Origin of the sequence: Sphingomonas daechungensis, from assembly GCF_039543105.1 — a bacterium.
GTDB lineage: Bacteria > Pseudomonadota > Alphaproteobacteria > Sphingomonadales > Sphingomonadaceae > Sphingomicrobium > Sphingomicrobium daechungense.
Genome location: NZ_BAABJC010000001.1, coordinates 2600688 through 2612801 on the forward strand (window position 1 = coordinate 2600688; position 12114 = coordinate 2612801).

The following is a 12114-nucleotide window of genomic DNA, read 5'->3' on the forward strand; positions in this document are numbered from 1 at the left end:
GGGCTCAGTGCGCCGTCCAGCCGCCGTCGACCGGGAGCGCAGTCCCGGTAATCGAACGACCACCCGGCCCACACAGGAACACCGCCAATGCGCCAAGCTCCTCGACATCCGCAAAGCGCTTGTTCGGCTGGGCAGCCAACAGGACGTCGCGGATCACCTGCTCGCGAGTAATGCCGCGAGCCATCGCGGTGTCGTCGATCTGGTTCTCGACCAGCGGCGTCCAGACATAGCCCGGGCAAATCGCATTGACGGTAATGCCATGCTCCGCGCCCTCGAGCGCGAGCGTCTTGGTCAGGCCGACGATACCGTGTTTGGCGGCGACGTAGGCGCTCTTGAACGGCGAAGCGACCAGACCGTGGGCGGACGCCACGTTGATGATGCGGCCGTAGCCTTTCGCCTTCATCGCGGCGAAGGCGGCGCGCGAGGTGTACCAGCTCGCCGAGAGATTAAGCGCGATGATCGCCTCGTACTTCTCGGCCGGAAAGCTTTCGATCGGGCTGACGTGCTGGATCCCGGCATTGTTCACCAGGACGTCGATGCCGCCGAACTCTACGATCGTTTCCTCGACGAGGCCGGTCGCTTCGTCGGCCTTCATCAGGTTTGCGCCATTGTATGCGATGCGGCTGGCCGGACAAATGCCGTCCAGCTCTTCGCACACGAAGTCGATCTCGCGCTGTTCTGCGAGGCCGTTGATCACGACGTTGGCGCCAGATTCCGCGAAAGCGCGCGCGATCCCGAGGCCAATGCCGCTGGTCGAGCCGGTGACGACGGCGACCTTGCCGGCCAGCGGACGTTCGACCTCCGTCATACCGTGAACCTGCATGTCCATGTCCAAGCACTCCAATCCATTGAGCGCTTAGGATCGGTTACACGCGCAATTGTTGGAAATGCGCTTCGTGCATGAAGTCGATGCGGCATTGCGATTTCCGCGAAAGAGGCCGGCTCCGTAATTTGATGAAGCGTCGTGAAGGCCGGCAACTCAGCCGATGGCGCACGGGACCGAAGACACTCTCTCCCATCCTGCAGACCGGCCTTCACGATGAGACAAATTATCGAATTCAAGGAGACGGCAATGTTCAATCTCAAGACCATGCTCGCGACGGCCACCATTGCCGTTGCCGCCGCCAGCTTCGCGACCCCCGCAGTCGCCGGCCAGTGCACGACCCCCGGCACCAGCGATCTCGCGAACGCCCCGAGGATGCCGAAGGGCGTCACCGACGACGTGCTCGCGGCCATTCAGCTTGGACCGGAAATCAACGTGGACGGCCGCCAGCTGCGCACCCGTCGGCTGGTCGTCCAGCCCGGCGGCATCGTGCCGCTGCACAGCCACAAGGATCGCCCGGCACTGATCTATGTGGTCAGCGGATCGATCACCGAACACAGCAGTGCTTGCGGCGCTCCGATCGAGCACAAGGCCGGCGAGATCAGCCGCGAGGCCGACGGTCTCAGCCATTATTGGGAAAACCACGGCAAGGAGCCGGCGGTTCTCCTCTCGTCGGACGTGTTCCACGGCTAACGAACCCCCGCCGGCCCTAGCTCCCCGCCGGCCCACAGGCGTCCCGCCCTTGCCCCTCGGGCGGGACGCCATTTCTTTCAGGATCTGATCATGACAGACCTCGCGCGCTCTGCGGTGGCACCAGCGATGCCAGGACTTTCGGCTAATCGGTCGCTGCTGATCGCAGTGATCGGCTTTCTGACTCTGGTCGATCTCTTCGCCACGCAGGCAATCCTGCCGAGCCTGGCTGCCTCCTATGGCGTAAAGCCCGCGCAAATCGGTCTGGCCGCTAACGCCAGTACCCTGGGAATGGCGATCTCCGGGCTACTCGTTGGGGTCTTCAGCGCGAACATCGAGCGCAAGCGCGCGGTCGCGCTGAGCCTGCTCTTTCTATCCGTACCGACCGCGGCACTGGCATTCGCGCCGAACCTGACCGTTTTCGCAATCCTTCGCGTAGTGCAGGGCCTCTTCATGGCCGCGGCCTTCACCCTGACGCTCACGCACTTGGCGGAGCGCTGCGAAGTTCGGACCGCGCATGCACTCGCCGCGTATGTAACCGGCGTCGTCGCCAGCAATCTCATCGGCCGCCTGACCGCCGCCTTCGTCGCGAGCCTGGTTGGCGCCGAGCACAGCTTCCTGTTCTTCGCCTTGCTGAACCTCGCCGGCGCCGCACTCGTGAGCGTCGCGCTTCACCGCAACACGCCGGAGCCAATGGATCGCAAAGGCCGGTTCTGGAATGCCTGGCTCGAGCATCTGTCGGATCCGGCATTGCGGCGGACGTTCGCGATCGGCTTCCTGATCCTGTTCGGCTTCATCGGCGTCTTCACCTACGTCGGCTTCGTTCTGATGAAGCCGCCGCTTTCGCTGTCGATGACCGCGCTCGGACTGGTCTTTCTCGTGTTCCTCCCTTCGATGATAACTACGCCGATGGCGGGATCGTTTGTTCGCAAGCGGGGTCCGGGGCCTGCTGCTGCCGGGAGCCTCCTTGTGGCGCTGTTCGGTTTGGGATTTCTGCTCCTGCCCAATCTCTACGCAGTGGTCGCGGGATTGACCTTGGTCGGTGTCGGGACGTTCTTCGCTCAAGCGGTAGCAACAGGGCACGTCGGTCGGATCGCTCGCGGCGACAAGGCTGCGGCGAGCGGTCTTTACCTGTCATCCTATTACTGCGGCGGCCTCGCCGGAGCGGCGGTCGTCGGCCAGCTGTTCGATCGGATCGGCTGGTTTGCGGCGGTCGCCGGCGTCTTCGCCGCACTTGGCCTGGCCGCACTGCTTGGAGTCAAACTCGCCCCACCGGAGATTGCATGATGAGTGAGCGCTATCGTCGTGGCGTAGATGTCGTTCAGCACCTGTCGTCCGGATCGTTGGAGAGATTTCTCAAGACAAGCCGCATCGCCGAGGTCGCCCCCGACTTTGCAAGAATGGTGGTCGAGTTCGCGTTTGGTGATCTCTACTCCCGCGAGGCGCTCAGCTATCGCGATCGAGAGATCGTCGCGATCGCCTCCTTGGCGAGCCTCGGCCATGCCAGTCCGCAACTCCGCACGCACGTGGAGGCTGCCCAGAAGCTCGGTCTCAGCAAGTCGGAAATCGTCGAGATCCTGATGCAGATCGCGATCTACAGCGGTCTGCCAGCGTCGTTGAACGCACTAGCTGACTGTCATGACCTGCTGGCGGAGGGTGATTGTGTCGCCTGCACCAGCCATTCGTGACGCGGGCCAGGGATAGCGACGCGCTTCCTGTACAAACGCACCGACAGAAGGCGAATGCGGCCGGCCGCGAACGGTCGTGAGATAGATCGTCCGGGTGAAGCTCGGCTCCACGAGTGGCCGCACGGCCAGATCGGGATCGGTAACGCTGAATTCCGGGAAAAAGCCGAGACCAAGCCCGGCCTTGATCATGCCTTGGACCCAGTCATCCCGCGGCGAGCTGAAAACCTGTCGAAGGTAGATGTTGCGGGCAAACAGCTCCTTGCGGACGGGTTCGAACACCTCGCAATTTGTCCGGCTAACGTAGGGCTCCTTGTCGAGTTCGGCCGCCCGGATGAAATCATGAGCGACCAGCCGGTGATTGGGCGGCAGAACGATGACGAACCGTTCTTCGAAAATCGGCAGCTGGTGAAGAGTGTCGGGCAATTCGCCCGGAACACCGACGATCGCGACTTCCAGATCGCCCTTTTCCAAAAGCTCGATCATTTGCGGAGCGCCGGTATCGATGATCCGGACCTCGACACCCGGATGCTGCGCCTGGAAGCGCACGAGGAGGTCGGACACGAGCTGCGGGCCGATTGTGCACATCGTGCCGATCGTCAGGGTCGCCTGCTCAAGCTTCTTGACCGCCTTGGCCTGGTCGCGCGCGGCGCGGCAGCTTTCTTCGACCGTCTGCAGATAGGGGAGCATCATTCGGCCAAGCTCGGACAGATGCGTGTTGCCGCGTTCGCGATGGAACAGCGGACCGCCCAATTCATGCTCCAGCTGCTGGATCGCGCGGGTCAGGGCGGGTTGGCTGACGTTGCACTGCTCGGCCGCACGCGTGAAGTTCAGCGTGCCGGCAAGGGCAACGAAATAGCGAACCTGCTGCATTTCCATGAGCGCGTCCCCTCGCCATCGAGGTTGGAACTACTTACACATCCGAAACAAGAGCGGCCATACCGGTTCGGCATGACCTCAATGCATCCGCACTACCAGCGCAGCAGTTTCGGTCCGACAAGCCAGCCCGCAAGCGCCGGCACAAGAGCAGCGGGAGTATACGCTGCCAGGAGGAAGGCGGCCGTCGTCTCCGGACAGTACAGCGCGTAAGCGACGGCTGCGGCAGCGCCTGCGCTGAGACCAACCAAAAGGCCTGCAAGTGCAGGGCGGGTGGGTGCCATCTCGCGATAGGCCCAGAGCGCGGCGGCAAGGACAGGGAGGCTCGCCAGCGCAATCGCGGTGATGCATGTCGCATAGGTCGTCCGAAAAAATAGCTGAGGCCAATCGGACCGGGCCGTCGACGTCAGCTCAAGAATTGCCAGTGCGAGCAAGACAGCAAACGGGATCGCAATGAGCGTCGCTCTAAGCGCCAGCTTTTGCCCGGGTCTGCCGGCAGCGAGTGAAGCCGAGATTGCGGCGGCAGTAAAAGCGACGGCAAATCCGGTCTTCACCGCGAAAGGCAGCATTCCGGTGTTCGGAACCGCGGAGAGGGGCGACCCGAGGAATAGTACGAGGCCCAGCAGCGCAATAATCCAACCCGCTGCCAAGGCCACGGCGAAGCCACGCGACGGGCTCGCAGTTGCAGTGGGGCTGGCGGCCAGATCGGCAATGAGGTCTTCAGTTCGCATCGCCGGTGCCCTTGATTCTGGCGGCAAGCTTGCCGAGCCCACGATGGACGTTGACCTTCACGGCCGGCTCGCTCTGGCCGGTCATCTCGGCAGTTTCGCGAACCGAATAGCCGTCGATCCGCGTTAGCCGGATCGCCGCAACCTGGTTCGGAGAGAGATCGGCCAACAAGGCGTCGAGGTCGATCTGGGCGAGACTGGCTTCGAACGCGTCGGTGTCGGCGGTGTCGAAACCATCCTCCACCGGTACCTCAACGCCACGCTTGTCGCGCCGAAGGAAGTCGATCAGGCGATAGCGTGCGATTCCGTGCAGCCAGGCCGTGAACGGCAAAGACGGATCGTAGGTCGCGCGCTTTCGGTGCACCGCGATCAGCGTTTCCTGCACCAGGTCCTCCACATCAAATTCTCGCCCGGCGAGCCGACGGCCGAAATAGGAGCGAAGCCGCTCCGCACTCAGGGTCAGCAAAGCTTGGTACGCGCTGGAATGTCCGCTCAAGCCGGCAACCATCAGCGCGTGCAGCTTGGCTTCGAGCAGATCCGCCTTGTCATGCTGCTTCATTCGGACGCTCCGCTGCGCTGGTTACAGCAGCATCCGCTTACGGGCGAAAGCGATTTTCGTTTCGGGACGTAACCCATTCGTCGCCTCGAACGGATGGGCAAGCATGACGGCGGCGGGCGCTGTCATGGGCTGAATGCATGGAGATCATGCCGAAGTGGCATTTCATCTCCGGCGTCTCGAACGCGATCATGATGCCCGGGAAACCGAACTGAAAGGAAGAGGACATGAAGACCTTTGCAACGATCGTCACCGCAACGGCTCTCAGCGCGTTCGCAGCGACGGCGTCGACGGCCGGCCCGGTGAAGCCGCAGCCGACCAAGGACAAGTGCTACGGCATTTCGCTCGCGGGCAAGAATGACTGCGCCGCCGGTGCGGGCACGAGCTGCGCCGGAACGTCCAAGAAGAACTATGCCGGTAACGCCTGGAAGTATGTCGCCAAGGGCACTTGCGCGTCGATCAAGACGCCCAAGGGCAACGGCTCACTCACCCCGACCGCCCGGTAACGCCATGATTCCCACCGCCGGCCTTGGCTTCAAGCCACAGCACTTCAGCGAAGCGCTGGCCTCGCCGGCGGTGGGACTTTGGTTTGAAGTCCATGCCGAAAACTACATGGTCGAGGGCGGGCCCCGCCTGGCCATGCTGGAGCAGCTCCGACGCGATCGCCGCATCTCCTTGCATGGAGTCGGCATGTCGCTCGGAAGTCCGTCGGCACCCGACCCCAATCACCTCGATGCCCTCAAGTCGCTCGTGGATCGGTTCGAGCCGGCATTGGTCTCAGAGCATCTGGCCTGGTCGCGCTTCGATGGTCGCAGCTTCCCGGACCTGCTGCCGCTGCCGAGGACCAATGAGACGCTCGCCTGCCTCAGCGCCAATATCGGCCGCGTGCAGGATGCTCTCGGGCGCGAGATCCTGATCGAGAATCCGACCCATTATTTGCCGCTCAACCAGCACCGCTGGAGCGAGACCAGCTTCCTTCGCGAGCTCGCCCGCCGGAGCGGCTGCAAACTTCTGGTCGACATCAACAATGTTGCGGTCGGCGCAAATAACATCGGCTTCGACCCCGCCGCCTGGCTGCTCGACATACCGGCAAAGCTAATCGGAGAGATCCATCTCGCGGGCCACAGCCTCGACGCTGAAGGCGCTTTGCTGATCGACAGCCACGATCAGCCCATCAGCGAGGACGTCTGGGCGCTCTACGAAGGACTGATCGCCCGGACCGGCCCGCGCCCGACGCTAATCGAGCGCGACGGCAATGTCCCGGCTTTCGCCGAACTCATCCACGAGCGCGACCGCGCGCAGGCCATTCTCGACGGAGGGCTTCGCCTTGCTGCCTGACCTCATCAGCTTCCAGCGCCAGTTCGTTGGCGCGATCGACAATCCGGCGACGGGAGCGCTCTCGGTCTATCGCAACACCGTCATCCACGGTGCGGTCGAGGCCCTGCGGTCGAATTTCCCCGTCGTCGAGCAAATCGTTGGCGAGGAGATGTTCGAAGGAATCGCTGTCGAATTCTCGCAAGCCAAGCCGCCCCAGACGCCCGTTCTGGCGCTGTACGGGGCCGACTTCGCACAATGGCTTGGCCAGCAGCCATGGATCGGAGACCTGCCGTACCTCCCTGACGTAGCTCGTGTTGAGCGACTGCACGTCGAATGCCTGATGGCGGCCGACGCGGAGGCGCTGACCGAACTGGGCGGCGATACCGGCGCACTTCGAGTCAAGCTTCATCCAGCGGTTCGATTCCGGTGGTTGCAAACGCCGGCAATGAGCATCTGGCTGGCCCACCAGCGGCCTGTTCCTTCCGTGATCGAGCCTGACTGGAAGCCCGAAGGCGCCTTGTTCGCGCGGCCCTCCGCGTTCCTGATGCATACCCCCCGCATTGGAGCTTCCGCTCACCGCATCCTGTCCGGAGTTCGGCTTGGCGAGAGCGTGGCCGAAAGCCTTGCGGCATCGACACGCCTCCATCCCGGCGAGAGCGCCGAGGCAGTCTTCGCATCCCTCCTCAACTTGGGCGCATTCGCCGCCCCATCCGAAAGGAACTGACATGGCCACTCAAGCTGCCGCGCCGTTGTGGCGCAAGCCTTACGATCTCTTTGCCGGCACCGCCGAAACGTTGCTGCCGATGTCGTTGCTACTGCTCGTTCAGCGGCTCGGAATCGCTTCGGTCTTTTTCATGTCGGGACGCACCAAGGTCGACGGATTGCTGACGGTCAATGACACCGCTTTCGAACTATTTCGCACCGACTATGCGTTGCCACTGATCAAGCCCGAGATCGCGGCTTATGCGGCAACATATTCGGAGCATTTGTTCCCGATTCTTCTGACCCTTGGCTTGTTCACCCGTTTCAGCGCCACCGCGCTGCTTGTCATGACCTTGGTCATCGAGATCTTCGTCTATCCCGATGCGTGGCCGACGCATTTGAGCTGGGCCGGCCTGCTGCTTCCGCTGATCGCTCTCGGGGGCGGGAAGGTGTCGCTCGATCGTCTGCTCAAGCTTCCTTAGCAAGCGTCTTGGTGCGCAGCCTCGTCCATCGTAGGCTGCGCGGATGTTGGAACGTCGTGAAGTCCTCAGCACCGGCCTTTCGCTCCTCATCGGCGCGGCGGCACCTCGTAGCCTTGGCGCGGCGCCGCCGTTCGTCCGAAGGGAAGGGACCATTCTTCGGGTGGGACCGGACGCGTACCGGTTTGCCGGAACGAACATGTGGTACGCCGCTTATCTCGGCGCGGATGCGCCATTCGGCGATCGAGCCCGGCTGAAGCGCGAGCTTGATCGCCTGAAGGCGCTAGGGATCAGCAACGTGCGAATTCTCGGTTCGTCGGAACTTTCGCCGCTGAAGAATTCGATCACACCGGCGTTCCGAACGCAGTCGAATCATTACGACGAAACACTTCTCGGCGGGTTGGATTTCGCGCTCGCCGAATTGGGACGCCGAGGGATGCGGGCCGTCATCTACCTGACAAACTTCTGGGAGTGGTCGGGCGGGATGATGACCTACCTCTATTGGACGAACGGTGGGCGCTACATCAACATGAACGATGCGGCGCATCCGTGGCCGGAATTTCCGGACATGGTCTCGCAATTCTATTCCAGCGTACCGGCGGTCAATCTCTACCACGACTACGTCCGTGCCGTGGTTGGCCGGACAAACACGGTGACGGGCAAGGCTTATGCCAAGGATCCGGCGATTATGAGCTGGCAGCTCGCGAATGAGCCACGGCCTGGTGGAAGCGATGCAGTCGCTCTCAAGCAAATGTCGGCCTATCTGGCGTGGATCGGCGCGACCGCTCGCCTGATAAAGTCGATCGACCCGAACCATCTTGTCTCGACAGGAAGCGAAGGCACCCAGGGGTGCATCGGCCGGGACGACTGCGTGGTTCACGCGCATGAATTTCCAGAAGTGGACTATGTGACGGCTCACATCTGGCCGCAGAATTGGAGCTGGGCGGATCCGAAGGATCTCGCGGGAACCTGGCCGACGGTAGAGGCGAAAACGCTGGAGTATATCGCCGCGCAAACAGCCATTGCCAAACGGCTGGGCAAACCGCTGATCATCGAGGAATTCGGTTTTCCTCGCGACGGCGGAAGCTTCGATCCCGCGGCCGCGACGACGTTCAAGGACCGGTTCTACGGTCTGATCTACGGCGCCGTAGCGGAAAGCATGAAGAAGGGCGGTCCGATCGCCGGATCAAACTTCTGGGCGTGGGGCGGGGAGGGGCGCGCGCAACATGCCGACCATCTCTTTGTCCGCGGCGACACGGCCTATCTGGGCGATCCGCCGCACGAGCCGCAGGGCTGGTACAGCGTCTTCGACAGCGATGCCTCGACCCAGGCGCTCGTCCGCAGTCATGCCTCTGCGTTAGTCGCGTAGGCGGACGATCTTGCTGCTGCCGTCGTAAGCGACTGTCTTGTCGGCCTGGTCGAGATCGAGCGCGCGGGCGCGACCCGGTTGTATCAACCGAACGCGGATCGTCCGATTGGCACTCATCCCCGGGTAGCCGCCTTCGCGAGTGCCGATCGTCAGCGTTCCACTGGCGTCGTCGTAGCGGATCGGAATCCGAGAAAAAGCGCCGTTAAGATACTGGTGGCTGACCCCATCGTCCTCGTAGAGAGAGAAACTGCCGTCGGCTCCCGCATAGATCTGCAAAGATATGGCGCCGTTCTGGCCTTCCTTCGTGTGCTGAATGGCCGGTCCGACAGGGACGATCGACCCAGCGCGGACAAAAATTGGCATCCGCTCGTAGGGTGCTGACGCCGTGACCGACTGGCCGCCCTCGAAACTACGGCCCGAGTAAAGGTCGAACCACTTCGTATTCGCAGGAAGATAGACCTTGCGCTCCCTGACTTTGAACTCGGTGACGGGCGCAACGAGGAAGGCTGGACCGAAGAGATATTCGTCGTCGACGTCCCACGCTTTCCGGTCATCGCCGAAGTCCATCACAAGCCCACGCATGATCGAGCCGTCATTGAAGTGCGTGTCGGCGGCGAGCGTGTAGATGTACGGCATCAACCGGTAACGGAGCCGGTCGTACCATTCCATTGACCGGTACGTCGGGGTGCCCGTTGGCGCGAGCTCGTAGATTTCGCGGAACGGCGGTTCCCCGTGACTGCGGAAGAGCGGCGAGAAGGCGCCGAACTGGAACCAGCGGGTGTTGAGCTCGAGCCACTCGGCCAGATGGGCAGGGTCCTGCTTGGTGTAGCGCTCTTCGTTCGCGAAGCCGCCAATGTCGTGGGTCCAGTTCGGAACGCCGGACATGGAGAAGTTTACGCCCGCCGAGACCTGGTCACGTAAATCGTCCCACCGCGAGGCGACGTCGCCGGACCAGACTGCGGCGCTGTCGCGCTGGATCCCTCCGAAGGCGGAGCGCGTCAGGATGAACGGCCTCACGTCAGGCTTGAAGCGAACGAGGTTCGAATAGACGCCGTCAACGTGAACGCGAGGGAAGGAGTTGAAGAAAGCGGCTCCCGGGCCGACTGCCGTAGGACCCATCCGCCGCTGTCGTTCCTCGATCGACAGGTTCGAATGGAAATCGGGCTCGTCCGAATCGAGCCACCAGGCGTCAAAGTTCTTCACGCCGAGGCTATCGATCATCTGCCGCGAATAGATGTCTTTCGCCTTGCGATTATAGGGGTCGTAAAAGGCGCTCGCGTAGCCCGGGCCGACCCAGTCGCGGAAATTGGCCTTGATGAAGTCCGGGGTTGCATCTGCCGGCGGTGTGACCATCCGGCGGTAGATGCCATCGACCGCATCCAATTCCTTGTAGTGATCGGTCGTCGGATAGAACTTGGCCCACACAGAAATCATGATGTTCGCGTTCGCGCGGTGCACGTCGTCGACCATCGCTTGCGGGTTCGGGAAGCGCTTCGGATCGAAGCAGTGGCATCCCCAGCTGTCCTCGGGCCAGTAGAACCAATCCTGGACGATGTTGTCGAGCGGAAGGCCGCGCTTGCGATACTCGCGGACGACACCGAGCAGTTCGTCCTGCGTATTGTAACGCTGGCGGCTCTGCCAGAAACCGTACGCCCATTTGGGTAGGATCGGGGCCTTGCCGGTCAGCGTCCGGTAGCCGGAGATGACGCCGTCCATGCTGTCGCCGGCAATGAAGTAATAGTCGAGCGCTTTTCCGACTTCCGACGAAAGCGTCAGCGAATGGCGGTCGGCATCCGGCAACGGGTCGCTGTGAAGGAGCGCGATGTAGCCTGCATTCGGTTCCCACTCGACGCGGACATCGGCCGGCTTGTCCGCGACAAGCGGCAGGTCGTAATTATGGTACCAGGGGTTCCAGTTCTGTCGCCAGCGCTGCAGAACTTCTTTCCCGTCGACGAAGACTTTCACGTAGCTCGACGAGTACAGGCGAAACTTGTGCGTCCCTGAGGCAGTCGGATGGATCGTGCCCGTCCAGACGACGCGCTGCTTGCCGACGGCATTGCCCGCGGTGTTTTGCCCAGACGTCGCGGCCGTGGTCTGCGCTTTTGCTTCGGCTGGCCACTTCGACTGATCTTCGATGTACTGGTAATCGATCGCCGGTTCCTGCCGGGTCACGACCTCGCGGTCGCCGAGGAAATAATGTGCGGTGAAGCCCGGCTGGCCGCCCTCACCGGTGACCTTCAGTTCTTGTCCGACAAAGGCATAGGGCTTCGGATTGCCAAACCGCGTGATGGAATTGTTGTCCCACAGGAGACCGTAGTTTCGGGTGGAGACGACGAACGGGATCGCCACGTCCATGTTGTGCTGGGCGAGCTCAACGTCCTCGCCGTTGTAGTTCATCTGGCGGTTCTGATGCTGGCCGAGGCCGTAGAAACCCTCGTCCGTTCCGCGATTGAACTGCTGCGTCACGGACAGGAAGGGCTGTCCCTCCGCGGACGTGTCGGCAAATGCCGGTGGTCCGCTTTCGACTAGTACGGCTTTTCCGGAAGCATCTCGGAAGCTTACGTTTCCGGTGGCGAGGTCGACGTCCGCTGAAGCCTTCGGCGTTGTCAGCGTAACATGGCCTTGTGCGTCCGAGACGGTGAAGCCGTTCGAAAGCGGACGCGCTACAACCATGAGGCTGCCCGCAGCGGGAATGTTCGCCGTCGGTGCCGAAGTGACGCGGATGATCCCGTCGCCGTAAACTTGCAGACGAACCACCTTTTCCGAACCGTTCGCGGGCGAGACGATCACGCCGTCAGCGGTCTGCTTCCAGGTCTGCGCCAAAGCGGCGGTGCTGCTGCAGATGAGGAAGCCTGCAGTGATTTGGGTGACAGAACGTCGCATTCGCAT

The 12114-nt window shown here is 62.4% G+C and carries 13 protein-coding genes; 8 read left to right on the forward strand and 5 right to left on the reverse strand.

The genetic code is table 11. The annotated features are described in order from the left end of the window. Positions 1-4: 4 nt before the first annotated feature. Positions 5-808 (reverse strand): 3-hydroxybutyrate dehydrogenase, encoded by an 804-nt coding sequence (locus ABD928_RS13490; protein WP_345169635.1) that lies wholly within the window; start codon positions 806-808, stop codon positions 5-7. 264 nt (positions 809-1072) lie between these two features. Between ABD928_RS13490 and ABD928_RS13495 the strand changes: the two genes are divergently transcribed. From ABD928_RS13495 to ABD928_RS13505, 3 genes are all read left to right on the forward strand, one after another. Continuing rightward, positions 1073-1516: a cupin domain-containing protein gene (locus ABD928_RS13495; protein WP_345169636.1), complete on the forward strand. Its 444-nt coding sequence runs from the start codon at positions 1073-1075 to the stop codon at positions 1514-1516. Positions 1517-1606: 90 nt separating this feature from the next. Then, positions 1607-2800 (forward strand): MFS transporter, encoded by a 1194-nt coding sequence (locus tag ABD928_RS13500; RefSeq protein ID WP_187714851.1) that lies wholly within the window; start codon positions 1607-1609, stop codon positions 2798-2800. Further along, on the forward strand, positions 2800-3201 hold the full coding sequence (locus ABD928_RS13505; RefSeq protein ID WP_223276371.1) for a carboxymuconolactone decarboxylase family protein: 402 nt from the start codon (positions 2800-2802) through the stop codon (positions 3199-3201). The genes ABD928_RS13500 and ABD928_RS13505 overlap by 1 nt, the downstream gene beginning before the upstream one ends. Here ABD928_RS13505 and ABD928_RS13510 read toward each other — a convergent pair. The 3 genes from ABD928_RS13510 to ABD928_RS13520 form a co-directional block, all read right to left on the reverse strand. Then, on the reverse strand, positions 3139-4077 hold the full coding sequence (locus ABD928_RS13510) for a LysR family transcriptional regulator (protein ID WP_187714849.1): 939 nt from the start codon (positions 4075-4077) through the stop codon (positions 3139-3141). The genes ABD928_RS13505 and ABD928_RS13510 overlap by 63 nt on opposite strands. Before the next feature lie 92 nt (positions 4078-4169). Continuing rightward, positions 4170-4805 (reverse strand): NrsF family protein, encoded by a 636-nt coding sequence (locus ABD928_RS13515; protein WP_187714848.1) that lies wholly within the window; start codon positions 4803-4805, stop codon positions 4170-4172. Beyond that, a complete protein-coding gene (locus ABD928_RS13520) occupies positions 4795-5361 on the reverse strand; it encodes a sigma-70 family RNA polymerase sigma factor (protein WP_223276370.1) in 567 nt (188 codons plus the stop codon). The genes ABD928_RS13515 and ABD928_RS13520 overlap by 11 nt, the downstream gene beginning before the upstream one ends. Before the next feature lie 224 nt (positions 5362-5585). On the opposite strand from ABD928_RS13520, the gene ABD928_RS13525 reads away from it, so the two are divergent. The 5 genes from ABD928_RS13525 to ABD928_RS13545 all read left to right on the forward strand — a co-directional run bounded on the left by ABD928_RS13525 (position 5586) and on the right by ABD928_RS13545 (position 9225). Continuing rightward, positions 5586-5864, forward strand: a complete 279-nt coding sequence (locus ABD928_RS13525) for a BufA1 family periplasmic bufferin-type metallophore (protein ID WP_187714847.1) — start codon at positions 5586-5588, stop codon at positions 5862-5864. A 4-nt stretch (positions 5865-5868) separates the two neighbouring features. Further along, entirely contained in the window at positions 5869-6696 is an 828-nt protein-coding gene (gene bufB, locus ABD928_RS13530) for an MNIO family bufferin maturase (protein ID WP_187714846.1), read from the forward strand. Further along, entirely contained in the window at positions 6686-7399 is a 714-nt protein-coding gene (locus ABD928_RS13535) for an HvfC/BufC family peptide modification chaperone (RefSeq protein ID WP_345169642.1), read from the forward strand. Before bufB ends, ABD928_RS13535 begins: the two co-directional genes overlap by 11 nt. Positions 7400-7478: 79 nt before the next feature. Beyond that, positions 7479-7859, forward strand: coding sequence for a DoxX family protein (locus ABD928_RS13540; protein WP_345170212.1), 381 nt, complete (start codon positions 7479-7481; stop codon positions 7857-7859). 43 nt (positions 7860-7902) lie between these two features. Further along, positions 7903-9225 (forward strand): glycoside hydrolase 5 family protein, encoded by a 1323-nt coding sequence (locus tag ABD928_RS13545; protein ID WP_187714844.1) that lies wholly within the window; start codon positions 7903-7905, stop codon positions 9223-9225. Here the strand turns inward: ABD928_RS13545 and ABD928_RS13550 are convergent. Continuing rightward, positions 9214-12108 (reverse strand): glycoside hydrolase family 31 protein, encoded by a 2895-nt coding sequence (locus ABD928_RS13550; RefSeq protein WP_345169645.1) that lies wholly within the window; start codon positions 12106-12108, stop codon positions 9214-9216. The two genes, ABD928_RS13545 and ABD928_RS13550, sit on opposite strands and share 12 nt — an antisense overlap. Positions 12109-12114: the final 6 nt, after the last annotated feature.